Annotated in this window: 28 protein-coding genes; 4 read left to right on the top strand and 24 right to left on the bottom strand. The window is 64.6% G+C overall.

Going from position 1 to position 26,034, the window contains the following annotated elements; all coding sequences use genetic code 11:
* Nucleotides 1-31: 31 nt before the first annotated feature.
* Both AC1DB0_RS11360 and AC1DB0_RS11355 read left to right on the top strand, forming a co-directional pair.
* Complete coding sequence (locus AC1DB0_RS11360) at nt 32-1,762, top strand: methyl-accepting chemotaxis protein (RefSeq protein WP_054425930.1); 1,731 nt, start codon at nt 32-34, stop codon at nt 1,760-1,762.
* Nucleotides 1,763-2,053: 291 nt separating this feature from the next.
* Nucleotides 2,054-3,649, top strand: a complete 1,596-nt coding sequence (locus AC1DB0_RS11355) for a methyl-accepting chemotaxis protein (protein WP_447577573.1) — start codon at nt 2,054-2,056, stop codon at nt 3,647-3,649.
* A gap of 72 nt (nt 3,650-3,721) precedes the next feature.
* On the opposite strand, the gene fliR is transcribed toward AC1DB0_RS11355, so the two are convergent.
* The 13 genes from fliR to fliF form a co-directional block, all read right to left on the bottom strand.
* Complete coding sequence (gene fliR / locus AC1DB0_RS11350) at nt 3,722-4,510, bottom strand: flagellar biosynthetic protein FliR (RefSeq protein ID WP_054425926.1); 789 nt, start codon at nt 4,508-4,510, stop codon at nt 3,722-3,724.
* 43 nt (nt 4,511-4,553) lie between these two features.
* Complete coding sequence (fliQ, locus tag AC1DB0_RS11345; protein WP_054425924.1) at nt 4,554-4,823, bottom strand: flagellar biosynthesis protein FliQ; 270 nt, start codon at nt 4,821-4,823, stop codon at nt 4,554-4,556.
* Between the two features lie 16 nt (nt 4,824-4,839).
* Nucleotides 4,840-5,631 (bottom strand): flagellar type III secretion system pore protein FliP, encoded by a 792-nt coding sequence (fliP, locus tag AC1DB0_RS11340; protein ID WP_476758662.1) that lies wholly within the window; start codon nt 5,629-5,631, stop codon nt 4,840-4,842.
* 28 nt (nt 5,632-5,659) lie between these two features.
* On the bottom strand, nt 5,660-5,983 hold the full coding sequence (gene fliO, locus AC1DB0_RS11335; RefSeq protein WP_054426346.1) for a flagellar biosynthetic protein FliO: 324 nt from the start codon (nt 5,981-5,983) through the stop codon (nt 5,660-5,662).
* Between the two features lie 11 nt (nt 5,984-5,994).
* A complete protein-coding gene (gene fliN, locus AC1DB0_RS11330) occupies nt 5,995-6,555 on the bottom strand; it encodes a flagellar motor switch protein FliN (RefSeq protein WP_054425919.1) in 561 nt (186 codons plus the stop codon).
* Nucleotides 6,548-7,555 (bottom strand): flagellar motor switch protein FliM, encoded by a 1,008-nt coding sequence (fliM, locus tag AC1DB0_RS11325; protein ID WP_054425918.1) that lies wholly within the window; start codon nt 7,553-7,555, stop codon nt 6,548-6,550. Before fliM ends, fliN begins: the two co-directional genes overlap by 8 nt.
* Before the next feature lie 2 nt (nt 7,556-7,557).
* Nucleotides 7,558-8,184, bottom strand: a complete 627-nt coding sequence (fliL, locus tag AC1DB0_RS11320) for a flagellar basal body-associated protein FliL (protein ID WP_054425915.1) — start codon at nt 8,182-8,184, stop codon at nt 7,558-7,560.
* A 170-nt stretch (nt 8,185-8,354) separates the two neighbouring features.
* Nucleotides 8,355-9,737, bottom strand: coding sequence for a flagellar hook-length control protein FliK (locus AC1DB0_RS11315; RefSeq protein WP_476756896.1), 1,383 nt, complete (start codon nt 9,735-9,737; stop codon nt 8,355-8,357).
* 24 nt (nt 9,738-9,761) lie between these two features.
* Nucleotides 9,762-10,211: a flagellar export protein FliJ gene (gene fliJ, locus AC1DB0_RS11310; protein ID WP_054425911.1), complete on the bottom strand. Its 450-nt coding sequence runs from the start codon at nt 10,209-10,211 to the stop codon at nt 9,762-9,764.
* Nucleotides 10,204-11,637 (bottom strand): flagellar protein export ATPase FliI, encoded by a 1,434-nt coding sequence (gene fliI / locus AC1DB0_RS11305; protein ID WP_054426344.1) that lies wholly within the window; start codon nt 11,635-11,637, stop codon nt 10,204-10,206. The genes fliJ and fliI overlap by 8 nt, the downstream gene beginning before the upstream one ends.
* 104 nt (nt 11,638-11,741) lie before the next feature.
* A complete protein-coding gene (gene fliH / locus AC1DB0_RS11300) occupies nt 11,742-12,485 on the bottom strand; it encodes a flagellar assembly protein FliH (RefSeq protein WP_476758661.1) in 744 nt (247 codons plus the stop codon).
* Nucleotides 12,478-13,488 carry a flagellar motor switch protein FliG gene (fliG, locus tag AC1DB0_RS11295; RefSeq protein ID WP_054425907.1) on the bottom strand — a complete coding sequence of 337 codons (1,011 nt, stop codon included), beginning with the start codon at nt 13,486-13,488 and terminating at the stop codon, nt 12,478-12,480. The genes fliH and fliG overlap by 8 nt, the downstream gene beginning before the upstream one ends.
* Nucleotides 13,478-15,157: a flagellar basal-body MS-ring/collar protein FliF gene (fliF, locus tag AC1DB0_RS11290; protein ID WP_054425905.1), complete on the bottom strand. Its 1,680-nt coding sequence runs from the start codon at nt 15,155-15,157 to the stop codon at nt 13,478-13,480. The genes fliG and fliF overlap by 11 nt, the downstream gene beginning before the upstream one ends.
* A gap of 330 nt (nt 15,158-15,487) precedes the next feature.
* Between fliF and fliE the strand changes: the two genes are divergently transcribed.
* The gene (gene fliE / locus AC1DB0_RS11285; RefSeq protein WP_054425903.1) at nt 15,488-15,820 is read left to right on the top strand and encodes a flagellar hook-basal body complex protein FliE; all 333 of its coding nucleotides are present in this window, start codon (nt 15,488-15,490) and stop codon (nt 15,818-15,820) included.
* Nucleotides 15,821-15,889: 69 nt separating this feature from the next.
* On the opposite strand, the gene AC1DB0_RS11280 is transcribed toward fliE, so the two are convergent.
* From AC1DB0_RS11280 to AC1DB0_RS11250, 7 genes are all read right to left on the bottom strand, one after another.
* On the bottom strand, nt 15,890-16,693 hold the full coding sequence (locus AC1DB0_RS11280; protein ID WP_054425901.1) for a flagellar brake protein: 804 nt from the start codon (nt 16,691-16,693) through the stop codon (nt 15,890-15,892).
* Between the two features lie 24 nt (nt 16,694-16,717).
* Nucleotides 16,718-17,059, bottom strand: coding sequence for an EscU/YscU/HrcU family type III secretion system export apparatus switch protein (locus tag AC1DB0_RS11275; protein ID WP_054425899.1), 342 nt, complete (start codon nt 17,057-17,059; stop codon nt 16,718-16,720).
* Nucleotides 17,059-18,393: a flagellar hook-length control protein FliK gene (gene fliK, locus AC1DB0_RS11270; protein WP_476756895.1), complete on the bottom strand. Its 1,335-nt coding sequence runs from the start codon at nt 18,391-18,393 to the stop codon at nt 17,059-17,061. The genes AC1DB0_RS11275 and fliK overlap by 1 nt, the downstream gene beginning before the upstream one ends.
* Nucleotides 18,390-18,743 carry a flagellar protein FliT gene (locus AC1DB0_RS11265; RefSeq protein WP_441371263.1) on the bottom strand — a complete coding sequence of 118 codons (354 nt, stop codon included), beginning with the start codon at nt 18,741-18,743 and terminating at the stop codon, nt 18,390-18,392. Before AC1DB0_RS11265 ends, fliK begins: the two co-directional genes overlap by 4 nt.
* Before the next feature lie 49 nt (nt 18,744-18,792).
* On the bottom strand, nt 18,793-19,221 hold the full coding sequence (gene fliS / locus AC1DB0_RS11260) for a flagellar export chaperone FliS (RefSeq protein ID WP_054425895.1): 429 nt from the start codon (nt 19,219-19,221) through the stop codon (nt 18,793-18,795).
* An 18-nt stretch (nt 19,222-19,239) separates the two neighbouring features.
* Entirely contained in the window at nt 19,240-20,622 is a 1,383-nt protein-coding gene (gene fliD / locus AC1DB0_RS11255; RefSeq protein ID WP_476758660.1) for a flagellar filament capping protein FliD, read from the bottom strand.
* A 144-nt stretch (nt 20,623-20,766) separates the two neighbouring features.
* The gene (locus AC1DB0_RS11250) at nt 20,767-21,144 is read right to left on the bottom strand and encodes a flagellar protein FlaG (RefSeq protein ID WP_342066564.1); all 378 of its coding nucleotides are present in this window, start codon (nt 21,142-21,144) and stop codon (nt 20,767-20,769) included.
* A gap of 142 nt (nt 21,145-21,286) precedes the next feature.
* Here AC1DB0_RS11250 and AC1DB0_RS11245 point away from each other — a divergent pair, with 142 nt between their 5' ends.
* A complete protein-coding gene (locus AC1DB0_RS11245) occupies nt 21,287-22,024 on the top strand; it encodes an IclR family transcriptional regulator (protein WP_054425889.1) in 738 nt (245 codons plus the stop codon).
* 55 nt (nt 22,025-22,079) lie between these two features.
* Here AC1DB0_RS11245 and AC1DB0_RS11240 read toward each other — a convergent pair whose 3' ends face one another.
* The 4 genes from AC1DB0_RS11240 to AC1DB0_RS11225 all read right to left on the bottom strand — a co-directional run bounded on the left by AC1DB0_RS11240 (nt 22,080) and on the right by AC1DB0_RS11225 (nt 25,947).
* Nucleotides 22,080-23,246, bottom strand: coding sequence for an acyl-CoA dehydrogenase family protein (locus tag AC1DB0_RS11240; RefSeq protein ID WP_476756894.1), 1,167 nt, complete (start codon nt 23,244-23,246; stop codon nt 22,080-22,082).
* Entirely contained in the window at nt 23,246-24,493 is a 1,248-nt protein-coding gene (locus tag AC1DB0_RS11235; RefSeq protein WP_054425885.1) for a CaiB/BaiF CoA transferase family protein, read from the bottom strand. Before AC1DB0_RS11235 ends, AC1DB0_RS11240 begins: the two co-directional genes overlap by 1 nt.
* The gene (locus tag AC1DB0_RS11230) at nt 24,490-25,461 is read right to left on the bottom strand and encodes a Bug family tripartite tricarboxylate transporter substrate binding protein (protein WP_054425884.1); all 972 of its coding nucleotides are present in this window, start codon (nt 25,459-25,461) and stop codon (nt 24,490-24,492) included. The genes AC1DB0_RS11235 and AC1DB0_RS11230 overlap by 4 nt, the downstream gene beginning before the upstream one ends.
* A gap of 69 nt (nt 25,462-25,530) precedes the next feature.
* Nucleotides 25,531-25,947 carry a cupin domain-containing protein gene (locus AC1DB0_RS11225; protein ID WP_054426340.1) on the bottom strand — a complete coding sequence of 139 codons (417 nt, stop codon included), beginning with the start codon at nt 25,945-25,947 and terminating at the stop codon, nt 25,531-25,533.
* Between the last annotated feature and the right edge of the window lie 87 nt (nt 25,948-26,034).

Raw genomic sequence — 26,034 nt, 5'->3', positions numbered from 1 at the left:
TCAGAGCTGTTCCTGAGGGATGGGGAAAAATATGGAAGCAAGTCTCGAATCCGGCGCAAAGGCCGGCAAAGGCGGGAAGAAGAAGGCCGCGCGAGCGCCCAAGGTGAAACGCAAACTGCGCTTGCGCGACGCCCGCGTCGGCACGATGCTGCTGTGGGTCATGGCGTTCTTCGCGATCTTGATCGCGGCCGTCGGTGGCCTGGCGTCATTTTTCTTGCAACACAATTACGAGTCCATCCGCGAAGTCAACGCGCTGACCGAGCGCGCCAAGCAAGTCGAGATGATCAACAGCGACATGCTGCGCGCCCGCGTGAGCCTGATGGTGGCCGCACGCCACCTGCAGGAATCCGGCTGGGGCAGCGGCGAGAATTCGGCTCGCGACGCGGCTGCCGCGTTGAAGGGCGCGACGGATCTGCTGACCGGCGTGCGCAGCCGTTTTGCTGACTTCCAAAAGAACATGCTGCAAGACGACACCGGCCGTCAGCTGTCCATGAACCTGGTGCGCCGCTATCGCTCGTATATCGACGATGGCGTGGACACCATGGTGGAAGCCCTGCGCAGCGAAGACTATTCGACGTTCTACATGGTGAACAACGAATACGGCACCCCGCGTAGCGCCGCCTTCATCGAGGCGATCAGCGATTTCAGCAAGTACATCGGTGACCAGCAGCAAGCGACGATCGATCAGGCCGAAGCCAACTTCAACCGCGCCATGGTGGCGGTGGGCGTGGCCGTGGGCCTGGCGCTGTTGCTGATGGTGTTCTGCCGCATCCTGTTCGGCCGCCTGGTGGTGCGTCCGTTGGTGGAAGCGGGCCAGCACTTCGACAAGATCGCCGCAGGCGACCTGACGAGCCGCGTGGAAGTGAAGTCGCACAACGAAGTCGGCCAATTGATGGCGGCCGTGAAGCGCATGCAGGAAAGCCTGACGCGCACCGTTGCAACGGTGCGCCGTGGCGTGGACGAGATCACCGTGGGTTCGCGTGAAATCGCGGCCGGCAACACGGACCTGTCCAGCCGCACGGAAGAGCAAGCCGCTTCCTTGGAAGAAACCGCGGCGTCGATGGAAGAGCTGGCGTCCACCGTGAAGCAGAACGCCGACAACGCACGCCAGGCCAATCAGTTGGCGGCCAGCGCGTCGGACGTGGCCGAGCGCGGCGGTTCGGCCGTGTCGGAAGTGGTCAGCACGATGCAGGGCATTTCGGCCAGCTCGCGCAAGATCTCGGAAATCGTTTCCGTCATTGACGGTATCGCTTTCCAGACCAATATCCTGGCGTTGAACGCCGCCGTGGAAGCCGCGCGTGCCGGTGAGCAGGGCAAGGGCTTTGCGGTGGTGGCGGGCGAAGTGCGCTCGCTGGCGCAACGCAGCGCGCAAGCTGCCAAGGAAATCAAGGGTTTGATCGAAGACTCGGTGACCAAGGTCGGCGCAGGTTCGCAGCAGGTGGAACGCGCGGGCGCAACGATGCAAGAGATCGTGGCCTCGGTGAAGCGTGTGACGGACATCATGGGCGAAATCTCGGCGGCGTCCGAAGAGCAGTCCAGCGGTATTGATCAAGTGAACCGTGCCGTGTCGCAGATGGACGAAGTGACGCAGCAGAACGCGGCGCTGGTGGAAGAAGCGGCGGCTGCCGCCGGTTCCTTGCAGGATCAGGCGCACCGTCTGGCCGAAGCCGTGGCGGTGTTCAAGATCAATGCAGGCGAAGTGATCGAAGTGCCGGCGCATCAACTGAGCGGCTACGCCGCGCCGACGTTGACGCAGGGCTAAGTCGCCTTCGCGCGGTTTGGCAGGACGATCGCGGCCGCGCTGATAGCGCGGCCGTGTTCCTTATATCTGACGGTCATAAGAACGCTTGCGCTTTTACTACGCACGTTAAGTTCTTGCGAATAAGACCGTTAATAACAATAACGCCTGTAAAGGGCGGTGAACAGTGTTTGAAATTCGGCGCAGCCGCGTCGACATGACAAACCAGGCGGGAACAGGTCGATGCGGGGCGTCTAGTCCGGTTTGCTCGCTGCTATTCATTCGCTGCTCTATTGATGTCACTGGAGACTAGCTGTGCGCGTGAACCTACCCGTCAATGACGTGGAAACCAAGCTGCGTGAAGATCAATACCTGATCTCGCGTACCGATACCAAGGGCCGCATCGTCTACGCGAACCCGGCGTTCGTCGAAGTCAGCGGATTCACCCGCGAAGAACTGATCGGCAAGCCGCACAACATCGTGCGCCATCCCGACATGCCGCCCGAAGCCTACGAAGATCTGTGGGAAACGCTGCAAGCCGGAGAGTCGTGGCTGGGGCTGGTCAAGAACCGCCGCAAGGACGGCGGCTACTACTGGGTGCTGGCCAACGCCACGCCTATCGTCGAAAACGGCGAAGTGGTGGCTTATTCGTCTGTGCGCGTGCGTCCGTCGGATGAGCAGGTCGAGATGGCCGAGGAGCTCTACGCGCGCATTCGCGAGGGCTCGGCGCGCGGCGTGCGTATCTTGCGCGGGCGGCCGGTGCGCGCCGGCTGGCGTCGCAGCCTGGATGTGCTGGCGTTTCCCTTCAGGAACAGCGTGCGCAGCCGCATGTTCCGCCATTCGTTTTTGTCCTCCGCCATCATGGCGGCCGCGGGCGCCTATGGGCTGCACGCCAATTGGGACAGCTTGAGCACGATGACGGCAAGCCTGGGCTGCGGCGCGATTGCGCTGGCAGCCATCACCATTTTTGGCATGGGCTGGAGCCTGTCGCGCTCGTTGCTGGACCCGATGGTGGACGCGGCCAACATGGCGCGCCAAGTCGCCGCCGGTAACCTCACCACGCAGATCATCGCGGATTCCGATGACGAGATCGGCAGCCTGAAGTTTTCGCTGGAAGTGATGCGCAAAAGCCTGATCGGCATTGCGCAGGACGTCTATCGCGGCATCGAAGGCACGACGCACGCCGCCGTGCACATTGCGCGCGGCAACCAGGAACTGGCCGGCCGTACCGAAGGCCAGGCGGCATCGCTGCAACAGACGGCCGCCAGCATGGAGCAACTGACGTCCACGGTGCGCCAGAACGCCGACAACGCGCGGCAGGCCAACCAACTGGCCGCCAGCAGCATGGACGTGGCCCGCCGCGGCGGCGTGGCGGTGGGGCAGGTGGTGAACACCATGCACGGCATCTCCAGCAGCTCGCGCAAGATTGCCGACATCGTCAGCATCATTGAAGGCATTGCATTCCAGACCAACATCCTGGCCTTGAACGCGGCGGTGGAAGCGGCGCGCGCCGGCGAATCCGGCAAGGGCTTCGCCGTGGTGGCGGGCGAAGTGCGCAGCCTTGCGCAGAAGAGCGCGCAAGCAGCCAAGGAGATCAAGGGGCTGATCGAGGATTCCGTCGACCGCGTGACGGAAGGCTCGGCGCAGGCCGAACAGGCCGGCGCCACAATGGAAGAAATCGTGGCCGCCGTGCATCGCGTCACCGACATCATCGGCGAGATCTCACAGGCGTCCCAGGAACAGTCCAGCGGTATCGAGCAAGTGGATACGGCCGTGTCGCAAATGGATGTGATGACGGTGCAGAACACGGCGCTGGTGCAGGAATTGGGTGGCGCGGTGATGCAGCTGGGCACCCAATCTGGCGCGCTGCGCGAGACGATCCGCGTGTTCCGCTTGACGGGGCAGCCGTAACCTTCCGGGTGTGACAGGCAAAACAAAACGGCCGCTGAAAAGCGGCCGTTTTTTTATGGGCGGGATGCAGCGCTATCGCCCCGCCAACGCATCCACCACGCGGCTCATCGCGCCCAGCCCGGACTCAAACAACGTCTCCAGAAAGGGCCCCGCGTGTGGCAACACAACGGTCAGTACCGTCACGCCAACAATGAGCGTCACCGGAAAACCTACCGAGAACACGGACAGTTGCTGCGCCGCGCGGTTCAGGATGCCCATGGCCAGGTTGATGGTGAGCAGCGCGCAGATCAGCGGCAGGGCCAGCAGCAGGCCCGACACGAACACCGTCTTGCCCCATTCCACCACCACGCCCCAGCCGTTCTGATGCAGCTGGATCATGGCGACGGGCAGGGTGTCGAACGAGCGCACCAGCGCGGCCAGCACCAGCAAGTGGCCGTCCAGCGCCAGGAAGGTCAGCATCGCGATCATGTTGAACAAGCGCGATAGCACGGCGGTGTTGGCGCCGGAGCTGGGGTCGAAGAATGACGCGAACGACAAGCCCATTTGCAGGCCGACGAATTCGCCCGCGGTCTGCACGGCGGCGAACACGATGCGCATCGTGAAACCCATGGCGATGCCGATCAGCACCTGCTGCATGACCATCCACAAGCCTGCGAACGAGCCCGGCGAGATGGGCGGCATGGGGTCCAGTGCGGGGCTGATGGCAACCGCCAGCACGAAGGACAGGCCTACTTTGACCTTGATCGGAATGATGGATTCAGAGAACAGCGGCGCGGTGCCGACCAACGCAAGAATACGCACGAACGGCCAGAGAAACTGGCCGATCCAGCCGTTGAGCTGTTCGAGCGTGAAGGCGATCATGGCGGCGGGGACCGGGCGGCGGGCAGGCGGAAAACCCGGCCGCTCAGGACACCAGCATCGGGATCTGGCCGATCAGTAGCCGGATGTAGTCGACCATGACGCCGATCAGCCAAGGGCCCAGCAGCACCAGCACGCCGCACATGGCCAGCAGCTTCGGAATGAACGACAGCGTCATTTCGTTGATCTGCGTGGCGGCCTGGAAGATGCTGATGATCAAGCCCACCACCAGCACCACCAGCAGCAACGGACCCGCCATCGCCAGGACGATCTTCATCGCCTGGTAGGCCATGGTCATGACGGTTTCGGCGGTCATGGCGTGTCTCCGGGCGTTATTGGTAGAAGCTCTGGGCAAGCGAGCCCATCAGCAGGTTCCAGCCGTCGGCCAGCACGAACAGCATCAGTTTGAACGGCAGCGCCACGGTCACGGGCGGCACCATCATCATGCCCAGCGCCATCAGCACGCTGGCCACAACCAGGTCGATGATCAGGAAGGGGATGAAGATGGTGAAGCCGATCTGGAACGCCGTCTTCAGTTCGCTGGTGATGAACGCCGGCACCAGAATGCGCAGCGGCACTTGCGACGGATCTTCCAGCGCGGGCAGCTTGGCCAGGTTGGCAAACAACGACAGATCGTTCTCGCGCGTCTGGTGCAGCATGAAGGTGCGCAAGGGGCCGGCCGCGCGTTCAACGGCCGTCTCGAATTGGATGGAGCCTTCGGACAGCGGCTTGTAGGCGTCGGCGTAGATCTTGTCGAACACCGGTGACATCGTATAGAAGGTCAGGAACAGCGCCAGCCCGATCAGCACGTGGTTGGGCGGCGACATCGCCGTGCCCATCGCGCTGCGCAGCAGGCCCAGCACGATGATGATGCGCGTGAAGCCCGTCATCATCAGCAGGGCGGCGGGCAGAAACGACAGCGACGTCATCAGCAGCAGCGTCTGCATGCTGAGCGAGTACGTTTCGGAGCCGTTTGCGCCCGGCGTGGTGGTCAGCGCGGGCAGGGTGGCCTGGGCGACGACACCGGCCGGAAAGAAGGCCAGGCCCAGCACGGCGGCGGCGGCCAGCATGGGCAGCGCGCGCGAGCGGAGAGAGGGGGATGTCGTGCTGTTGAGCAAACTCATGGGTATCGCTTGGATCGCGCGGATGGCGCTAGCGGCGCTTGAGCGCCTGGCCCAGCTTGGCCGCGAACGCTGCGGCGGGCAAGGGCGAACCCTCCGGCAATTGACCGGCGGGCAGGGTATGCAGGGTGTTGAGCTGGTTCGGGCCAACGCCCACCACCAGCCAGGTGTTTTCAATTTCGACGACAACGATGCTCTGACGCGGGCCGACCGGCATGCTGGCGACCTGCTTCAACACGTTGCCGCCGCCACGCTGAGTCAGGCCGGCGCGCCGCGCCAGCCAGGCCGAAACCAGGATGGCGGCCACCACCAGCACCAGGCCGATGATGACGCGCAGCAGGGCGGACTCAGTCATGGCGCCAGACGTCAACGACGGTTGTTCAAGCGGTTGATCCGCTCGGACGGGGTGATGATGTCGGTCAGGCGGATGCCGTACTTGTCTTCAACGACGACGACTTCGCCTTGGGCGATCAGGTAGCCGTTGACGAAGATGTCCATCGGCTCGCCGGCCAGGCCGTCCAGTTCCACCACCGAGCCCTGGCCCAGCTGGAGCAGGTTCTTGATGGTGAGGCGGGTGCGGCCCAATTCAACCGTCAGCTGGACGGGCACGTCCATGATCAGGTCGATGTCGGTGCCGGCGCCTGCGGTGGTGCCAGCCAGCGGCTTGAACACCGATTGCGACGCCGATTGCGCGGCGGGCTTGGCGGGTGCGGGCGCAGCCGGAGCGGCCGGCGCGGCGGCTGCCGGGGCGGGCGTTTCAGCGGGCGGCGTGGAGGCGGTCTGTTCAGCCATCGCGGCTGCCCAGTCGTCCTGCGGCTTCAGGCCATCGGCCTGGGTGGGCGGATTGGCGCGGGATTGTTCGGCGAGCGCGTCGGCCCAGTCGTCGGCCGGGGACGAGCCGGTGCCAGGCTCGTTCTTGTCAGTCATGGTCGGGGGCCTCGTGTGAATCGGTATCGTAGGTAAACATGTTCTGCACGCGCAGGGCGTACTGGCCGTTGAAGACGCCGTAACCGCATTCCATCAGCGGTACGCCATCCACGTTGGCAATGATTGTGTCGGGGACGTCCACGGGAAGGACGTCGCCCACCTTCAGGCTCATGAGCTCGCGGATCGACGACGGGATGCGCGCAAATTCCGCGACCACGTCGATATCGGCGCTGCGCACCTGGCGCGACAGCTGCTGCGACCAGCGCTGGTCCACTTCTTCCATCGTGGTTTCTTGCAACGGCCGCGTCAGCAGATCGCGCACCGGCTCGATCATGGAGTAGGGCAGGCAGATGTTCAGGTCGCCGCCGGTCGCGCCGAATTCGATGTGGAACGAGGTGACGACCACCACTTCATTGTTGCCGGTGATGCTGGCGAACTTGGTGTGCATCTCCGAGCGCACATACTCGAATTCGATCGGATAGACGGGGTCCCAGGACTTGCCGTAGCTTTCCAGAGTCAGGTTGAGCAGGCGCCGGATGATGCGCTGTTCGGTCGTGGTGAAGTCCCGGCCTTCGACGCGCGTGTGGTAGCGGCCATCGCCGCCGAACAGGCTGTCGATGACCAGGAACACCAGGTTCGGGTCATACGTGAAGAGCGCCGTGCCGCGCAGGGGCTTCATCTGAATCATGTTCAGATTGCTCGGCACCGGCAGGTTGCGTTCGAAGTCCGCGTACTTCTGGATCTTGATCGAGCCGACCGTGATGTCTGCGCTACGGCGCATGAAGTTCAACAGCACGTTGCGCATGTGGCGCGCAAAACGCTCGTTGATCAGTTCCAGCGTCTGCATGCGGCGGCGCACGACGCGCTCGGGCGAGCTCAGGTCATAGGCGCGCGCGCCATCCGTGGAGCTTGCCGCTTCTGACTTGCTATCGCTCTCGCCGGTGACGCCAGCCAGCAGCGCATCGACTTCGTCCTGCGAAAGAAATGCCTCGTAGGCCATCTTTATTGCACCACGAACGCCGTGAACAGTACGTCGGTGACATACTGGCCGTCCGGCAGGGGCGAGAACGGGCGGTTGACTGCCTGCTTGATCGCGTTGGCCATGTCGGTCTTGCCTTGCTGGGTCTGCACGCCGGTGGGCGATTGCGACGACAGCACCATCAGGATGCGGCTGCGCACTTCAGGCATGTACTTTTCCAGACGCGTGCGCGTTTGCTCATCGCTGACGCGCAGCGTCAGGCCGACGTGCATGATGCGTTCGGTGTCAGCGTTTTGCAGCGTGACGGTGAAGGCTTCGATCGGCACGAAAATCGGTGCGGGCACGGCGATAGGGCCGGCAGGCGGGGCGACGAAGGTCGTCGGCGTGGCTTGCGGACCTGCGCCGGCCTGGCCGGCTTGACCTGCTTGGCCGGGCTGGCCAGGCTGGCCGCCAGGAACCTGGCCCACGCCCAATTGCACTGCGGCGCCGGCGGGCGGCTGCTGCATGCGCTGGGTGATGAACCACGTGCCGCCCGCGCTAGCGGCGGCGACGATGAGCAGGACCAGAAGGGCCAGCAGCATGCGAACAATGCCGATGCCACCGGATTTCTTAGCGCCTGTCGGCGCGGTTATGGTTTTGGAAGTCGCCATCTCGGTTTCGATGCGTATTGGGCCGCTGGTGAAAACGGATTCTTAGTGGATGAAAGCATTCTGCCCGAAAAGACGCCTCGGCTTGGAGGCGAAAAACAGGGCGAAAGCCGCGTATCTCAAGCTATTGCTGCACCGCCCGCGTCCATTGCTGGGCACGGGCCGCTCGTTTATTACGCGAAGGTGTCTACCAGGGCGTTGGCATTGCGCGACGCGGTCACGACAGGCGCTGCGTTGTCGGCTGCGCCATCGGCAACCACCGATGCGCCGCCGGACTGGCGCTGCGAGCCGCCGTTGCCGTTCTGTTGTGCAAATTCCTGCTGCGCGGTTTGTTCACCGACGCTGGTCTGACCCAACGAGATGCCGGCTTGCGCCAACGCCTGTTGCAACTGCGGAATTGCGGTTTCAATGGCCTGACGCACCGACGCGTGCGCCGACACGAACGAGGCGCTGGCCACGCCGTCGGTCAGGTTCAGGCTGACGCGCAGCGGACCCAGATCCGGCGGGTCAAGGCGCAGCTCGGCGGTCTGCATGCCTTGGCGTGCGTTGGTGCTCATCATCACCACTTGCTGGCCAAGTTCCGTGCCCCAATGCGTACCGCCAACCGGGGTGGCGATCTGCATCACGACGGGCACCGCAGGCGCGGCGATGGCGGCCTGGTTCGCAACCGGGGCGGCCTGACGCTGGGTGGCGGCAGCAAGCGCTTGCGCCAATTGGTCTTGCGCGGATGCGCCATGCTGCGGGGCCTGGAATTGCTGGGCCGTGCTGTTCAGCGCGGCGGTCAGTTCTTCTTCGGTATGCGCGGGCAGGGTGGTGGTGTGCTTGGCGTCGGCATCGGCCGTGGTTGCGCGCGGGACTCGCGGCAGTGCGATCTCGGGCGCGAGGCGCGGCGTGTCGGCCTTGGCGGCCGGCTTGGCGGCGGCAGGCGCGACCTCGGCGACGGCAGTAGCGGCCACGGCGGCCACGGCGCTGCCCGGCTTGACGGCTTCGGTCAGCACGGGCTGAGCGGCTTGCGCGTTACGCGCGGCAATCGCGGCGGCGGCTTCGGCCTGCAAGGCCGTCGCGGCGACCGGGGTCTGTGCGGTGGCGGGGCTATCGGCAGCCGTGAGCGCTGCGGTCAGCACGGCGGCGCCGCTGCTCATGGCGGTGGCGGCAGCCTGCGCGTTGCCACGGGCAAGCTGCACCTGTTCGGCGGCTTGCGCGGCGATGTCCAGCGCTTGTTGCGGCAGCACGGGCGCAGCCGGTTGTTGCGCGGCAACGGCCAGCGCGCCGGCTTCGGCAGCGGTCGCCGTCGTGACAGCGTCGTTGATTGCACCGGCGGCAGCGCCTTCAGCCTTGCTGGCGGCGTCGCTGGCGGTGTTCGTGTTTTTGCCGGGCGTCTTGGCGCCATTGTTCGCCGGGCGCGAATCGGCCGACGGCTTCGGACGCTGCTGAGCCAGCACGTCGGAGAAGCTGGGGCCTTTCTTGTTCGCGGGCGTCTTGTTGGCGCCCAACGCATCAGCGATGGACGTCGGCGCGACCGGAGCGATCGTCGGCAAGGGCAGGGGAGCGGTCATCTTGGGCTTCCTGTTAGGTATTGCTTAATGCATGCCGGCTTGGCGCTGGACCAGGCGGGCGGAGTATTCGTCGTTGGCGCGTTGTTCGCGGCGGGATTCCACCACGGCTTGGGCGCGCATTTCGCGCTGCGCCAAGGCGTCGTAGGAACTGAGCTTGCGCTTTTCCTGCTGCCAGTATTGGCGGCCCTTGGCCAGGTTTTCATCCGCCTGGCGCAGCACGCCTTGCTGTTGGCCGATGGCGTCGTCCAGGGTGCCAATGAAGCGCTGATAGTTATGGCAGTCGCTGGCCGACATTCCCGTCGTCATCGCCTGCTGCAAGCGCTCCAGATAGTCCTGGCGGTAATCATTCAGCATGCCGAGCTGACGTTCGGCATTGGTGCGTTCGGCGCTGAGCCGGCCCAAGAGACGCGCGGCTTCATCCGTGCTCTCCTTGGCCAGGTTGATCAACATGTCCAAGGGCAATTGGCTAGGCATAGGTGTCCCTTAACTCAAAACTGGCGCGCAACTGGTTGACGGCGTCTTCATAGCCGATGTTCTCGCCAACGTCTTGCTGCAAGAAGGCTTCAAGACGGGGATAACGGGCAATGGCTTCGTCCAGCTGTGGATCGTTGCCGGCGGCGTAGGCGCCCACGGCAATCAAGTCGCGGTTGCGCTGGTAGCGCGACAGGTTTTGTTTGAAGCGGCGCACGATGGCGAATTGCTGCGTCGTGATCAGCGAGGTCATGGCGCGTGAGATCGACGCTTCGATATCGATGGCGGGGTAGTGACCGGCTTCGGCCAGATGGCGCGACAGCACCACGTGGCCGTCCAGAATCGCGCGCGCCGAATCGGCGATCGGATCTTGCTGGTCATCGCCTTCGGCCAGCACGGTATAGAACGCGGTAATGGAACCGGCCTTGCCCGAAGGGCCAGGCGCGCCCATCCCGGCGCGTTCAACCAGCATCGGCAGCTTGGCGAACACCGACGGCGGATAGCCTTTGGTGGCCGGCGGCTCGCCGATGGCCAGCGCGATTTCCCGTTGCGCCATGGCGTAGCGGGTCAGCGAATCCATGATCAGCAACACGTCCAGACCCTGGTCGCGGAAGTGCTCGGCCAGGCGTGTGGCGTAGGCCGCGCCTTGCAGGCGCAACAGCGCCGACACGTCGGCAGGTGCGGCCACCACAACCGAGCGCGCCAGGCCTTCGGGGCCCAGGTTGTGCTCGATGAATTCTTTCACTTCGCGGCCGCGTTCGCCGATCAGGCCTACGACGATCACGTCGGCCTTGGTGTAGCGGGCCATCATGCCCAGCAGCACGGATTTACCCACGCCGGAGCCGGCAAATAGACCCATACGCTGGCCGCGGCCAACGGTCAGCAAGCCGTTGATGGCGCGCACGCCCGTGTCCAGCACGGTGTCAATCGGGGCGCGCGACAAGGGGTTGATCGGCTGGGCGGACAGCGGCGCCAGTTCGGCGCCGGTCAGCGGGCCCAAGCCGTCCAGCGGGCGGCCAGCGCCATCCAGCACGCGGCCCAACAGCGCATTGCCGACGGGCAAGTGGCGGCCCAGCTGCGGTTTGGCGTTGCCGTTCAATTCGGCCTTGCGCGGCAGCGGAATCGCGCGTTGCACGGGCGGTTCGCCAGGCACGACGCGCGCGCCGGGCGGCAGGCCGGAAATATCGGCCTGCGGCATCAAATACAGGGTGTGGCCGTCAAAGCCCACGACTTCGGCGTCGGCCCAGTGGTCATGGCCGCGCGCGATTTCGATGCGGGCGGCGGCGCCCACGGGCAGGCGCAGGCCGGTGGCGTGCAGCACCAGGCCGGTGGCGCGCGTGATCTTGCCGCTGACGAGCCACGGGTCGGTGGAGGCGGCGCGGATCGAGCCGATCTCCAGCTGGGTTTTCCAGCGATCCAGCACGGGCACGGTGGTGGCGGCCGGTGCAAGGGCGGCGGGCGCCGGCGCGGATGCCGGTGCGGACGCCGCGGGCACGGCCGTCTGGCCGGGCTGAGCCGGAGCCGGATTGCCGTTCACGCCGGGTCCTCCCACGACACGTTGCGGCCCAAGGACGCCGCGACGCGGCGCCACCGGGTTTGCAGCGTGGCGTCGATATCGCCGAACGGCGTCTCGGCGCGGCAACCGCCGCGTGCAATGGACTCATCGGCCAGCACGCGCCAATGGCCTTCTTTCAATTCGTCGGCCAGGTGCAGGCGGATCAGCTCGATGTCTTCGGGGTTGGCCCACAAGCGCATCTGGCCGCCCGCGGACGGGTTGATGTGCAACACGTCGCRCACGGCGGCGGCCACCGTCTCGGGTTGTTCCGACAGAGTGGTGCGCACGACCTGCTGCGCAATGTCCAGCGCCAGCGTCAGCAGGCTTTGGCCCATCTTTTCTTCCAGCGAGCCCAGCGATGTGGCGCAGGCTTGAACCAGCGCATGCAACCGCTGCGCTTCTGCCGCGCCTTGTTCGCGCGCCTGGGCCAGGCCCTCGGCGTAACCGGCTTCGCGGCCCGCGGCAAAACCCGCTTCGTGGCCGGTCTGCTGCCCGGCTTCGGCGCCGGCCGCATGGCCTTGCGCGTAGCCTTCCTCGCGCCCTTCGGCCATGGCCTGGGCGCGCAGTTGCGCCATCACCACAGCCGGGTCCGGACCCGGATCGGGTTCCGGTTCGGGCTCGACTTCGACGGTCGCCGGCTCGTCGAACGACAGCATCTGCCAGCGCCGCCAGGCGGCGCTGCGCGAGATGAGCGTCGTCGCGCCGTTGTCCGCTTCAGACATACGCGTCGTCTCCGGAGTTGCCCAGCACGATCTGGCCGCTTTCGGCCAGGCGGCGGGCGATCTGCAGAATCTTCTTCTGTTCGGCTTCGACCTTCGACATGCGGATCGGGCCTTGCGCTTCCAGGTCCTCGCGCAGCATTTCGGCGGCGCGGCTGGACATGTTGCGCAGGAACTTCGCACGCAGCTCTTCCTGGGCGCCCTTGAGCGCAACCATGAGCGTGTCGTTGTCGATTTCCTTGAGGATGAGCTGGATGGCGCGGTCTTCGACGTCGAGCAGGTTGTCGAACACGAACATCTCGTCGATGATCTTCTGCGCCAGGTCGTTGTCGCGTTCGCGCAGGCTGGCCACAACGGTTTCCTCGTCCGAGGAATTCATCATGTTCAGGATCTCGGCCGCGGTACGCACGCCGCCCATCTTGCTGCGCTTGGCGCCCTGGCCAGCCAGCACGGAATTCAACACTTCGGTCAGTTCGGACAAGGCTGCCGGCTGCACGCCGCCGAAGGTGGCGATACGCAGCATGACGTCGTTGCGCAGGCGGTCGGTCAGCAGCGCCAGCACGCCGGCCGCGCGGTCGCGCTCCAGGTGCACCAGGATCGTTGCGATGATCTGCGGGTGTTCGTCGCCGATGAGCTCGGCCACGGTGTTGGGGTCCAGCCAGTTCAGCGCATCGATGCCGCTGCCGCTGTCGCCGGCTTCCAGAATGTCTTCGATCAGGCCGGCGGCGCGGTCGCTGCCCAGCGCCTTGGTCAGCACGCTGCGGATGTAGTCGTCCGAACCCAGCGTGACGGCCATGAACTGGTCGGCTTCCTGGCGGAATTCTTCCAGCACCACGGCCACGTCGTTGCGGGTGACCTGCTTCAAGCTGGCCATGGCCCCGCCGACCTGCTGCACTTCACGGGCGCTGAGGTATTTGAAGACCTCGGCCGCGGCGTCTTCGCCCAGCGACATCATCAGGACGGCGCTGCGCGTCATGCCGTCCATCGGAGTGGAATCATTTGTCATCTTTGCTCATCCAGGTGCGCAGAACCATCGCGACGGCGCGCGGATCTTTATTAGCCATCGTGCGGGCACGTTCCAGGTTGTCTTCGTAGCGGTTCGTTTCCTTGGCGCGGGCGGCGTCTTGTGCTTCACGGGCAGCTTCAACGCGCTCGGCTTCAGCCACTTCCGGATCAACCACCGGGTACAGGTATTCGGTGACCGAACGGCGGACCTTGCGGTACAGCCACAGCGCAATCACCAGACCCACCAGCCAAGCCAGAATCGTCTTGAACAGGGCGATCATTTCCGGATCACGCCACATCGGCACCGGCGGCGGACCATCGTTGAACTGGCTGTTGACCAGGTTCAGCGAGTCGCCACGCGTTTCCGAATAGCCCATGGCTTCGCGCACCAGATTGGTCAGCTTGCTCAGTTCTTCGGGCGGCAGGGCTTGCGGCTCGCCGTCCTTGTCGCGGATGTAATTCACCACCACGGCCACCGACAGGCGCTTCAGGTTGCCCACCGGCTGCTTGATGTGGCTGATCGTGCGGTCCACTTCGTAGTTCGTCGTGGCGTCGCGGCGTTCGTTCAGGCTGCCACCGGCGTTTTGGGTGCCGGTCTGCTGCTGTTGTTGCTGTTGCTGCTGGGCATTGGCCGGCTGCTGCGGCTGGCCCGGGCGGGGCGGCTGCTGCGCGGGCGGGTTGGCCAGCGGCGCTTGCGCATTCGGAGGCGCCTGGTTCGACAGCGCGCCCGGCACGCCTTGAGCGGGGTTGATGCCGCGCTGGGTGGAGTCGCTGGTTTGCTGGCTGCGCACCGCGGACTGGCCAGGTTCCTGGTTCGGACGATAGACCTCGGACGTTTCTTCGCGGCGGGCGAAGTCCATGTCGGCGCTGGCTTGGGCGTGGACGTTGCCCGGGCCAACCAGCGGATTCAAGATCGTCAAGATGCGTTCAACGGTGCGCTGTTCCATCTCGCGCACGTAGCGCATCTGGTCAGCATCCATGCCGCGGCCTTCGCCAGCCGGCGCCGACAGCAGGCGGCCGTTCTGGTCAACGATCGACACGCTTTCGGCGGTCAGTTCGGGCACGCTGGAGGCCACCAGCCAGGAAATCGCAGACACCTGGGAGTCGCTCAGGCTGCGGCCGGGGTACACGTTCAGCAGCACCGACGCGGTAGGCGCCTGGCGTTCACGCACGAACAGCGACTGGCGCGGCATGGCCAAGTGGACGCGGGCGTGTTGCACCGTGTGCATGGCTTCGATCGAACGCGCCAGCTCGCCTTCCAGGCCGCGCTGATAGTTGATCTGTTCCGCGAACTGGCTGGCGCCGAAGCGGGCGTTGTCCATCAGCTCGAAGCCGACCGAACCGCCGCGCGGCAACCCTTGCGAAGCCAGTTGCAGCCGGGCGTCGTAGACGCGGTCGGCCGGAACGAGCAGCGCGGTGCCGGTTTCGTTGTAGCGGTAGGGGACGTTCATTGTGCCCAGGGCCGTCACGATGGCGCCGCCATCGCGGTCGTCCAGGTTCGAGAACAGCACCTTGTACTTGGGTTCGCTGCTCCACATTACCGCCGCGGCGATCAGCGCAACGATGGCAGCGGCCGCGCCCAGCAAAATGGGCTTGGGCAGTGCGCGAACCTTTTCCAGCACGGGGAACTTCGCGAGCAGCGACGAGCTCAGAGTGGCTTGCTGATTCATCGACGGCTCCCGCTGGCTACGCGGAGCAGGGAAAATGACTTCATGTTTTGGTGGGGCAGATTACACATGCAACGTGCTTCTGGTCTGGGGAGAGCCTGGATTATTGCCGTTGGTACGACAATCCCAATCGATGAAAACAGCGGGTTTTTGGCGTTACTTATCTTCTATGTCGACACCAAAGCGGGCTTGGCCGCCATGCTGTTCTGCAGGGGCGGCGGCATTCGTGGAAATGTCGGGGTTTTTGGCGGTTTTTATCGGCTATGGACTTGCGCGAACGGCGTTACGCTTTGCGCAACATTGGCGTCATGCCCCACCAGCAAGGAATCAGTAATGGCTGTATCAGGCTTGTCCGGCATCGAAAGCATGCTCCAGCAGATGCGCACCGTCGTGAGCAAGGCGGAAACCGGCAATCTCGCCGCAGGGGAAATGGTCGGCCAGCCCGACGGTTTCGCCGCCGAGTTGCAGCGCTCGATCCGCCGCGTGACGTCGGCACAGAACGCGTCGTCGGCGCAGGCTCGCGCCTTTGAAATGGGCGCTCCCGACATTTCGTTGAACGATGTCATCATCGACATGCAGAAAGCCAGCCTTGGCTTTCAGACGGCGGTGCAGGTGCGCAACAAGCTGGTTGCGGCCTACAAGGAAATCTCGTCGATGGCCGTTTAAGGCATCGATCCTGGTCCGCTACGCGGGCCATTGAAAAAGGGCCTTTCCAGTGGAAAGGCCCTTTGCACATCAATCGCGCTGCGCGCCTTTTTCCAGGCGCCACACCACTTTCTGCAGCCAGTTTTCCTGGCGCGCATCCAGATTCAGAAACACGGCGCCCATGTGGCTCATCGGCGGTTCGCCGGTCAGCGATACGTGCTTGGGCGCCGGTTCGTCCGGGCTGTCAGGCTGGATCATCGGCTGGCCTGAAATCGGATAGACATTGCGCACTTCAAGGTTGGCGTTGAATTTGCCCAGGTCGCCGAAATCCAGCTGCACGTCTTCCATCACCGTGCCGCGTTCCGGCAGGGTGGGCACCGCAAGTTCCACGCGCAGGCCCACACCGTCGACAGAGATGTCGCGCACGGTGAAGCGGTAGGGCTTTTGCTTGGGGTCCGGTTGCCAGGATGCCTGGCACAGGCCGCCGCCGGTCGCCAGCGAGGCGCGGAACATCTTGCGGCGCTGGATGCGGGCCAGGCGGTCAGGGAAGGGCGACATGAGCGCCGCGCTGCCGTCATCGAAATGAATGACTTCCGGGCGCTGCACGCGAAAGCGGATCTGCACGCCGCCGTAGGCGGTGGCATGGAAGTGGAACGTGGTGCCGCTTAGCAACCCCATGTTGTCCGACTGTTCGAAGTCGGCGCCGGCATAGTCGCGCGGGCGCCAGAAGAATTGGCGGGTCTGCTTGTCCGCACCCAGCACCAGCACGGCCATTTCGCGGTCGGCGGCGTCGCGTACGAGGATGTGACTGTCGGGGTGCGTCAGTTCAAACAGGGCTGAGCGCATGTCTTCCGGCCGGGTCAGCAGGAATTCCGGGTCGCTGGCATCCAACACGATGGTGGTCCTTAGAGAGTGAGATCAGGCAGGTGGCGGCGCGTCGGGAAGCTCGCGCGATTCCAGGCGATACAGCCAGGCCAGCAATTCTGCCACTGCTACGTATAGTTGGGGGGGAATATGTGCATCCAGGTCGACTTGCATGAGCAAGCCCACCAATTCGCGGGATTCGTGCACATAAAGGCCATTTTCTTCGGCGGCGCGGACGATGGTGTCCGCCAGCTGGCCGTAACCCTTGGCGACCACGCGCGGCGCGCCGTCCTTGTCGTCATAGGAAATGGCGACCGCGGCGTTGCGGTTGGCGTTGGGATTCGCGTTGGGGTTCACGTCCAGGCCGTCGTCCGGGGAGGGGCTGCGGGTGCTCATCAGAAATCGGCCGGGATGACGGGGCGCGGGTCGGTCACGCTGACCGCCAGATTGCTCAGGGTCAGGCCGGCCGCCAAGAGGCGCGAGCGCAACTGATCTGACGCATCATTGATTTCACCGGCGGCAAGCGGCGCGACCAATTGCAGCACGATCTGATCGCCCGCCAGGTTCAGCCGGGCGTCGACCAGACCCAGGCGGGGCAGGTCCAGCTTCAGGCGCGTGGCCCAGGTGGGCGTGGCGGAATCAGGGTCGCCGCCATAAGGGTCGCGTTCCACTTCCCATTCCATCGGCGTGCCGGGCCAGGCTTCGCCTTGCCAGGTCAGGGACTGGTTGGCCAGGACGTCGAGTTGCTGTCGCACCAGAACGGTCAAGTCCTGGTGAATGCCGGCAACCGGGCCGCCTGGAGCCGACGTGGCAGAGGAACCCGTGCCGGACGGCGCATCGGCGCCGCCACCCGCGCGCCCGGCGGTAGCGGAATCCGCCCGGCCACGCGGCGCTGCCGTATTTTGGGCTGCGGCATCCTTGGTCAGCTTGGCTTGCGGCTCGTTCTGCAGCGACGACGGGTTGGTTCGGCCAAACACCATGTCTGTCAGATGCGATTCATAAAACAGACCGCTCGTTTGCAGGGCTTGGCGTAGCGCCTGGCCCAGCAGCCGGGCGGACGGTCCGCTGGCTGCCAGCGAGGCATGCGTCGTGGCATCGGCGCCGCGCGCAGCGTCGGTGGGAGCGCCGGGTTGGCCAGCCTTGGCCGTCGCCACTGCAGTCGTGGTTGCTGCAGCCGTCGCTGCGGCAGCAGCAGCTGTGGTGGCCGCGCCCGTCATCGGCGCGGCGGCCTGCGCTGCCGTCGTGTTCGCGGGCGGCTGGCCGGCGGTAGTGGCTTGGCCAGGCTGGCCTGGCTGTTCCGCCGTCTGGCCCGGCGCGCCATTGGCGTTCCAAAGCGGTGCGCGCCCCTGGACTGCAGGCGCAGCTTCCGGGTACTGGGCTAGCAGCGCGAGAATCGTGCGGGCGGTTGTGCCGAGCGTTGTCGGGGCAGAGGCCGTAGTGTCGCTGCTGGTGACGAGGCCACGCGCCGCGAGCGCCAGCGCGGCAGCGGTCTTCGCGTCGACAACAGTATTCTGGCGGTCGCCTCGGGCGCCGCCAGTTTGAATGCCTTGCCTAGGGTCGCGGGCGGAGCCGTCCGCGGAACCCGGCTTTTCAAGGTTGCCGGGCTGGCTGACGGCGTCTGGCCGTGCCCCTGAGACCTGGTTGGCGTTGGCGGCGGACATCGTCGTGCCAAGCACGGCGTCCAACCGCTGCACCAGGACGTTACCGAGTGCGGCGGGACCTACGCTCATTCTTCAGGCGCTCGGTTGCCGTAGGCGGACAGCAGGGTCTGCTGGCGCTTCATGCGGCCCAGCAGTTCGCCAAGCCGAGCCAATTGGGGCAGAGCCAGGTCCCGTGTCAACGCATCGTTTTCGAGAATGCGGACGAGCAGGTCGTACTTCATGGCGCGCGCGGCGTCATCCAGGGGATGGGTGCGTTCGGTGACGCGAAGGCGCTCGACCTGTTCGCAGTATTGTTGCCCGTGGACCATCGCGGCATCCCAGTCGCCCGCCTGGGCGGCCGCGAGCATGTCGCTCGTGATGAGAGCAATCTCCTGATAGCGTTCCAGGATGGGGGTGGTGGGCTGGGTAAGGGACGTCATGGAAATCTCGGGCGTTTGCTGGCGGGCTGGGATGGTTTGCGCCGTGCCATCAAGGCTGCATACCGCCGGCAGGGCGGTCAATGGATGTCTGCCAAGCGTCGGCCAAGTCCGCCAACAGGCGATCGGCAATTTCAAGCTGCTCGGCGTCCGCCTTAAGATTTGCCATCAAAAGCGTACGGACAATGTAGTCGTAGAGGCGAGCAAGGTTTGCGGCAATTTCCCCGCCCGCCTCCATGTTCAGTCCGGTCTTCAGGCCTTCGTCGACGATCTTGATCGCCTTCGAGATGGCCGCGCCGCGCTCTGTGATCCGCTCTTCCTGCAAATGGATACGTGCCTGTCCGATGGCCGCGCGGGCACCGAGATACAACAGAGAGATCAGCCGTTCCGGGCTGGCGCCCAGGATCTGCGTTTCCAGGCCGATATCGGCGTAGGACCGGACAGAATGCGAGCCAGTGGGGCGGCGGGCGGCGTAAGTCATTAATGCATCTTCTAAAAATTACGTTGATTTGGCCAGGGCCGCGAATTGCTGGGTGAGGTAGTTGGCCGTCACCGTTTGTTGTGCCACGAACTTGTCCAGCGCAACAAACTGCGCGCGCATGATGTCCATTTTGGCGGTGCTGGAGCTGGTCGCGCGGGCCAGCTGTTCCTTCACATCTTCGATCGACTTGGCCAGGCCGTCTTTGCTGGCCTTGATCGAGCCGTTGTCGCCAAGCACGTTGCCGGTGGCGACGGCGAACTTCGAGGCAAGGCCATCCGTCGAGGTCAGCAGACGCTTGACGTCGGMGGGGTTGCCGGTCAGCGCCTTGTCCAGCTTGGTTTGGTCCAGCTTCAGCAGGCCCGTCTTAGGGTCCGTCGAAATGCCCAGGTCGGCGATGGAGCGAACGGTATCGCCGCCCGTGAACACCTGCAATGCATTCGACATCGACGACTGGATGCCGCGCGTGGTGTTGTCGCCGGTCAAGGCCTGGTTGGTCTCGGCGGTGATGTCGAAAGCGGTCAGCTTCGTGATCGTGCTTTGCAGTGCGTTGTAGGCCGTGACGAAGTCCTGCACGGCCTTGCTGGCCACCGCGGTATCGCTGGTCAGCTTCAACGTCACGGATTTGCCAATTTCAGTCTTGGCCGTGAGGTTCAGGGTGATGCCGTCAATTGCGGTCGAAATGTTGTTGCTGCCGCTCTTGACCGTGATGCCGTTGATCTCGATTTCGGCATCGGCCGCCGCCGTTTGCTGCGTGAGCTTGGCGCTGGTGTCGGCCGGATCGGTGTTGTAGTTCAGGATGTCCTTGAGCTCGGGCGTACCCGTCACCGTGATGGACTTCACCGCGGCTTGTTCGCCCGTGTTTCTGGCGCTCAGCATCAGGTAGCTTGCACCGTTACCGTCGGTGATGATGGTGGCGCGCACGCCAGCTTCGTCATCCGCGTTGATGGCTTTTGCAATGCCATTGAGCGACGTGTCATCCAGCGTGATCGTGCGCTTGTCGCCGTTGGCCAGCTCGATTTCAAACGAGCCGGAGGCGCCGTGGGAGGTCTTGCGGTCGGCGACCACACCCGATTGCAGCGTCTGGGCGGCAGCCAGGTTTTTCACATTGATGCTGTACTCGCCCACGGTCGCACCATCGGTACCCACGGTGGCGCTCAGGCCGTCGCCCACTACGCTCGCCTTCACGGCATCAAGCGTGGTCGTCTTGCCCAGCGTCTCGGCAGCCTTTTGCAGCGCTTCGACGGCGCTTTGCACTTGGCCGAATGCGCTGACGCGGGCCTCGTAGCTAGCCTGGCGGGTGGAGTAAATGCTCAGCCGTTTATCCTCAGCTGCCTGCAGCTTCGTGAGGATCTCTTCCAGGGGCAAACCGGAGGTCGAACCGAGGTTAGTGATGGTGGCCATGTGAAATTCCTTCCTAGCGATGCGATTCTGTCAAAAATACGGTGCCGGCGATTGGCCGGGTAAGGGCATAAGGCGGGCCTAATTCGGCGCTTCCCTCACGGATTGGCGCCAAAACAGGCGATAAACGCCGTTTTAAGGGTCGTATCAGGCTGTTGTTTTGATGCCGTTGCCTTGCATGTTTACGATCATTTTGGCGATTTTCAGCACCGTTTCGCTGGGGATGGTGCGAATAACGTCACCTGATTCAGCGTCCACGACCGAAACCACGACTTGGTGCACGTTGGGGTCAATCTCGAACTGAAGTTGCGTGGACCAGGCTTTCATCTGGTCGTTGATTTCATCCAGCGCCTTGTCCAAAGGCAGCTTCTGCGAGTCTGATTGTTCCGACGTGGCGCTGTCGGAGGCGCCGCTATTGGTCGCAGCGACGGTCGGCGTCACGCTCACGGCCGGATCGGCCACGACAGACGCCGGCGTGATCGCGGGGGGTGCGAACGTAGCGGGGGCTAAGGGGGTTACGGCCATGATCACTCCAGCGGCGATGTGGGCGTCTCGGAGGAACGCGCTGTTTTCAGGGAATTCTCAGCTACCATAACGGCATATCCGCAGGGAACTTTAGCCCCCGGCGAGCCAGATGTTTCACGTGCTAAATAGTTCGGATCGGGCAATGAGTGTCAAGACGGCGCTGCGAGTCATCGAAATTATCGAAACCTTTGCCCGCGAAAAACGCGCGCTGCCCTTGTCGGAATTGGCCCGTCTTCTGGATGTCCCCGTCTCCAGCTGCCTGGCCCTGATCCGCACCCTGACCAGCCTGGGCTATCTGTATGAAACCGGCCGGCGCCAGGGCTACTACCCCACGGGCCGCCTCTTGGCCATGGCCCAGCGCATTGCTCGCTCAGATCCCGTTCTGGATCGCGTTTATCCCAGCCTGCTTGAATTAAGGGACGCTACTCGCGAAACGATTGTTTTCGCCAAGCTGACCCAGGACGGCCGCGTGGTCTATCTGGATGTGCTGGATTCACCTCATACCATCCGATACGCGCCCGTTGCCGGCGAGTTCAAAGACGTACACGCCAATTCGCTGGGCAAGGCGCTGATGTCGCTGATGGACGACGCCGCCCGCGGCGCGATGATGGCTGGCATGACGATGACCCGCTACAACGAGCGCACGCTTGTCACGCCGCAGGCGTTGCAGGACGATCTTCTGCGGTCACGCCAACGGGGCTGGTTCATGAATAGCGGGGAATCCATCGCCGATGTGGGCGCCATCGCCTGGCCCGTCACCTTGTCGGGCGAACACTATGCGATTTCCGTGGGCGGCCCGATCTACCGGATCGAGCCGCAGCAGGAAGCCTATGCGCGCATCCTGCGGGCGGCGTGCACCGCCCTGGAACAGCAGGCCTGAACGGCTGCCGGTCTTTCGGGTGGGTTGGGCGCGAGCCTGGGCCGCGACCTGCGCCTTAGTACGACTTCGGCAGCCCCAGCACTTTTTCTGCGATGAAGCACATGATCAGCTGCGGGCTGACCGGGGCGATGCGGGGGATGAAGCTCTCGCGCAGCAGCCGTTCCACGTGGTATTCCTTGGCGTAGCCCATGCCGCCCAGCGTCATCACCGCCGTCTGGCAGGCGTTGTAGCCGGCTTCGGCCGCCAGGTACTTGGCCGTGTTGGCGTAGGGGCCGCAGGGCTGGCCGGCGTCATACATGCTGGCCGCCTTGAACACCATCAGATCCGCCGCTTCCAGCTGCATCCAGGCCTGCGCCAGCGGGTGCTGGATGCCCTGGTTCTGGCCGATGGGGCGGCCGAACACGGTGCGTTCGCCGGCGTACTTTACCGCCCGGTCCAGCGCGGCGCGGCCGATGCCCACAGCTTCCGCCGCGATCAGGATGCGTTCGGGGTTCAGGCCATGCAGGATGTATTCAAAACCGCGGCCTTCTTCGCCGATGCGATCGGCCACCGGAATGCGTAGCCCATCGATGAACAGCATGTTCGAGTCCACGGCTTTGCGGCCCATTTTCTCGATCTCCCGTACTTCGATCTTCTCGCGGTCCAGGTCTGTATAGAACAGCGACAGGCCTTGCGTGGGTTTGTCCACTTCGGACAGCGGGGTGGTGCGCGCCAGCAGCAGCATCTTGTTGGCGACTTGCGCCGTCGAGATCCAGATTTTGCGGCCATGCACCACGTACTCATCGCCCTGGCGCACCGCGCGCGTTGACAGCTTGGTGGTGTCCAGGCCGGCATCGGGTTCGGTGACGGCGAAGCAGGCCTTTTCGCGGCCGGCGATCAGCGGTTCAAGCCAGCGCGCGCGCTGCTCATCGCTGCCGAACACCACGACGGGGTTCAGCCCGAAGATGTTCATGTGTACGGCGGATGCGCCGGTAAAGCCCGCGCCGGACGCCGCGATGGTCTGCATCATCAGCGCCGCTTCGGTCATGCCCAGCCCGGCGCCGCCGTATTCCTGCGGCATGGCGATGCCCAGCCAGCCGTCGCGCGCCAGATCAGCGTGCATCGGTTCGGGGAAGCCGCCTTCGCGGTCGCGTTCCAGCCAGTATTCGTCGGGGTAGCGGTCACAGATGCGCGAAACGGCGTCGCGCAGCGCCAATTGGTCAGGGGTAAAGGCGAAGTCCATCAGTCGTTTCCATCTTGGGTAATGCCACGGGCGAACAGGGTGTCGATCCGGGCGTCGTCGTAACCGGCTTGGGCCAATATTTCGCGGCTGTGCTGGCCCAGCGTCGGGGCGGGCCGGCGTATCGATGTCGGCGTGCCTTGGAACTGGCCCAGCGGCGCGGTCGTGCGTATCCGGCCTTCGGTGGGGTGATCCATTTCTCGGATGAAGCCGGTGGCGGTCAGGTGCTCGTCTTCCAGCAGGTCGTCCACCGTGTAGAGCTGCGAGGCGGGGATGTCGGCTTGCGTCAGCGCGTCCAGCCATTCCTGGCTGGGGCGCGTGCGGATCACGTCCGCCACAAACGCATAGACCTCGCTGATATGCACCGCGCGGGCGCCGTGCGTGCAAAAGCGCGGGTCCTGCGCCAGTTCGGGCTGGCCGATCAGGTTGAAGAAGTTTCGCCAGTGCTTGTCGTTGTAAATCAGCAGACAGATATAACCGTCGGCGGTGGCATACGGGCGGCGGTGCGGGGCCAGCAGGCGCGCGTAACCCGTCGGCCCCATCGGCGGGTCGAACGTGGCCCCGCCCAGGTGGTCGCCCAGCACCAGATGGGCCATGCCTTCGAACATGGGAATTTCCACCTGTTGTCCGTGGCCCGTGGTCTTGGCGTGCAGCACCGCCGACACCAGCGCGATGCCCACGTGCAGGCCCACGGCGCGGTCCGCCAACGTCAGGGGCGCGTAGCGCGGCACATCGCCGCTTTGCTGGGCAGACAGCGCGGCGATGCCGGTCTGGCCCTGGATCAGGTCATCGTAGGCGGGCCGCCCGGCGTAGGGGCCGGCCTCGCCAAAACCATAGGCGCCTAGATAGACGATGCGCGGATTGCGCGCGGCCACTGCTTCGTACGACAGCCCCAGCCGGGCCATCGCTTGCGGCCGGATGTTGTAGAGCAGGGCGTCGCAGCTTTCGGCCAGTTGCAGGCAGGCTTCGCGGCCTTCAGGCGTTTTCAGGTCCAGCACAATCGACCGCTTGTTGCGGTTCAAGTGCAGATACAAGTGGCCCATGCCCGGATTGCGCATGGGGCCCACGGCACGCATGTTGTCGCCCGCGGGCGACTCGACCTTGATCACGTCGGCCCCCAGGTCCGCCAGGATCTGCGTGGCGTACGGCCCCATCACCACCGAACTCAGGTCCAGGATGCGCACGCCCGACAACGGGCCGGCGGCAGGGGGCGTGTTGTGGCGGGCCTGGTCAGGCGTGGCTGCTGTCATTGCTGTTCGATTCCTGCATCTTTGATCAACTTGCCCCACAGGTCGCGCTGTTCGCTGACGAACTGCGCAAAGGCCTCGGGCGTGCTGGAAAAGGCGTCGAAGCCCAGGCCGGCCAGGCGCTTCTTCACCTCGGGTTTGGCCACCACCTGATTGATGGCGGCATTCAATTTGGCCACCACTTCCGGCGGCAGCCCGGCCGGGCCGAAGTACCCATTCCAGGAGTTCAGGTCAAAGTCCTTTACGCCCGCTTCGGCCATGGAGGGCAGGTCGGGCACGATGGCGCTGCGTTCGGCGGTGGATACGGCCAGGGCGCGCAACTGGCCCGATTGCACGAAGGGCAGCCCCGAGGCCAGGTCCGTGAACATGAAGTCGACTTGTCCGCCGACCACATCCGTCAGGCCTTGCGGGGTGCCCTTGTAAGGCACGTGCAGGATGTCGATCTTGGCGCGGTCGGCCAGCGTGGCGCCCGCAACGATACCGGTGCTGTTGCCGCTGGCGTAGGTGATGCGGCCGGGGTTCTTCTTCGCGTCGGCCACCAGCTCGCCCACGTTCTTCCATGGGCGCTTCGGATTCACAACCAGGATGAAGGGCAGGTTGCCGCCCCGGGCGATCGGGGTGAAGTCCTTGACCGGGTCATAAGGCACGTTCTTCATCAGCCAGGGCGCGGCCGAGTGCGAGGTGTTGGTGGTGACGAACAAGGTGTAGCCGTCGGGCTTGGCGCGGGCGACGTAGGCGGCGGCGATGGTGGCGTTGGCGCCGGGCTTGTTCTCGACGACGATTGTTTGACCCAGGATGGCCGACAGTTCCTGTCCAAAGATTCGGCCAACGGCATCGGTGCCGGAGCCGGCCGGGAAGGGCACGACCAGCGTGATCGGTTTGTTGGGATAGTCGGCGGCGTGGGCGGCGGGGGCGGCCATCAAGGCCGCGCCGCTGACGAGCGCGGCGGCGAGCAGGCGATACGTGTGCATGGGGTTGTCTCCAGGTTTTTATAAGGGGTCAGGCGCGGCTCTGCGGCCGCTGCCTATTGCTGCGCCGAGTCAGGCGGCAGCGGGTGGCGCCGGAAAGTCCCGGATCACGCGGTCGGGGGATTCTTCATACGGGGGGGTATAGATCACCAGCAGGCGCGCGGGCTCGTCGCTGGTCACGGTGAACACGTGGGGGATGTCGGGCGGGAAGTAGCAGCAATCGCCTGGGCCCATGTCGGCCCATTCGTCCTGCACTTGCGCGCGGGCAGTGCCCGACAACAGATAACAGACCTGTTCGATGCCGGGGTGAGCATGGGGCAGCGCGCCTTTGCCCTTGTCGATCACGCCCAGCAGCACCTCCACGCCGCGCGACCCGACGGTGTCAGGGCCGATCAGCCGGCGGTTCAACGTGCCGGTGTGGTTGGCGGGGTGGTAGCCCGGAACGTCGGCCTCGCGGACCAGCCAGCTGGGGGTTTTTTGCTGCGTCATGTTCATCCGTTTAAATTTTCATACGTAAATTTATTTTCACGTATGAGAAAAACATCGGCAAGCGCTTTTTCGGTGCAGATACTGTGT

This window comes from Achromobacter sp. 10T422, assembly GCF_056394065.1.
The sequence above is the reverse complement of the archived record's forward strand: the minus strand, read 5'-3'. Positions and strand labels throughout refer to the sequence as shown.

What these genes read in the sequence shown, in the direction of transcription:
- fliF (WP_054425905.1), bottom strand. Translation starts at nt 15,157, where the DNA reads ATGAATCAGCAAGCCACTCTGAGCTCGTCGCTGCTCGCGAAGTTCCCC.
- fliP (WP_476758662.1), bottom strand. Translation starts at nt 5,631, where the DNA reads ATGAGTTTGCTCAACAGCACGACATCCCCCTCTCTCCGCTCGCGCGCG.
- fliK (WP_476756895.1), bottom strand. Translation starts at nt 18,393, where the DNA reads ATGAGCGTAGGTCCCGCCGCACTCGGTAACGTCCTGGTGCAGCGGTTG.
- fliG (WP_054425907.1), bottom strand. Translation starts at nt 13,488, where the DNA reads ATGACAAATGATTCCACTCCGATGGACGGCATGACGCGCAGCGCCGTC.
- fliJ (WP_054425911.1), bottom strand. Translation starts at nt 10,211, where the DNA reads ATGCCTAGCCAATTGCCCTTGGACATGTTGATCAACCTGGCCAAGGAG.
- AC1DB0_RS11315 (WP_476756896.1), bottom strand. Translation starts at nt 9,737, where the DNA reads ATGACCGCTCCCCTGCCCTTGCCGACGATCGCTCCGGTCGCGCCGACG.
- fliQ (WP_054425924.1), bottom strand. Translation starts at nt 4,823, where the DNA reads ATGACCGCCGAAACCGTCATGACCATGGCCTACCAGGCGATGAAGATC.
- fliO (WP_054426346.1), bottom strand. Translation starts at nt 5,983, where the DNA reads ATGACTGAGTCCGCCCTGCTGCGCGTCATCATCGGCCTGGTGCTGGTG.
- AC1DB0_RS11230 (WP_054425884.1), bottom strand. Translation starts at nt 25,461, where the DNA reads ATGCACACGTATCGCCTGCTCGCCGCCGCGCTCGTCAGCGGCGCGGCC.
- AC1DB0_RS11275 (WP_054425899.1), bottom strand. Translation starts at nt 17,059, where the DNA reads ATGAGCACCCGCAGCCCCTCCCCGGACGACGGCCTGGACGTGAACCCC.
- AC1DB0_RS11225 (WP_054426340.1), bottom strand. Translation starts at nt 25,947, where the DNA reads ATGACGCAGCAAAAAACCCCCAGCTGGCTGGTCCGCGAGGCCGACGTT.
- fliE (WP_054425903.1), top strand. Translation starts at nt 15,488, where the DNA reads ATGGCTGTATCAGGCTTGTCCGGCATCGAAAGCATGCTCCAGCAGATG.
- AC1DB0_RS11265 (WP_441371263.1), bottom strand. Translation starts at nt 18,743, where the DNA reads ATGACGTCCCTTACCCAGCCCACCACCCCCATCCTGGAACGCTATCAG.
- fliN (WP_054425919.1), bottom strand. Translation starts at nt 6,555, where the DNA reads ATGACTGACAAGAACGAGCCTGGCACCGGCTCGTCCCCGGCCGACGAC.
- AC1DB0_RS11235 (WP_054425885.1), bottom strand. Translation starts at nt 24,493, where the DNA reads ATGACAGCAGCCACGCCTGACCAGGCCCGCCACAACACGCCCCCTGCC.
- fliS (WP_054425895.1), bottom strand. Translation starts at nt 19,221, where the DNA reads ATGACTTACGCCGCCCGCCGCCCCACTGGCTCGCATTCTGTCCGGTCC.
- AC1DB0_RS11245 (WP_054425889.1), top strand. Translation starts at nt 21,287, where the DNA reads ATGAGTGTCAAGACGGCGCTGCGAGTCATCGAAATTATCGAAACCTTT.
- fliR (WP_054425926.1), bottom strand. Translation starts at nt 4,510, where the DNA reads ATGATCGCCTTCACGCTCGAACAGCTCAACGGCTGGATCGGCCAGTTT.
- AC1DB0_RS11360 (WP_054425930.1), top strand. Translation starts at nt 32, where the DNA reads ATGGAAGCAAGTCTCGAATCCGGCGCAAAGGCCGGCAAAGGCGGGAAG.
- AC1DB0_RS11240 (WP_476756894.1), bottom strand. Translation starts at nt 23,246, where the DNA reads ATGGACTTCGCCTTTACCCCTGACCAATTGGCGCTGCGCGACGCCGTT.
- AC1DB0_RS11250 (WP_342066564.1), bottom strand. Translation starts at nt 21,144, where the DNA reads ATGGCCGTAACCCCCTTAGCCCCCGCTACGTTCGCACCCCCCGCGATC.
- fliM (WP_054425918.1), bottom strand. Translation starts at nt 7,555, where the DNA reads ATGGCCTACGAGGCATTTCTTTCGCAGGACGAAGTCGATGCGCTGCTG.
- fliL (WP_054425915.1), bottom strand. Translation starts at nt 8,184, where the DNA reads ATGGCGACTTCCAAAACCATAACCGCGCCGACAGGCGCTAAGAAATCC.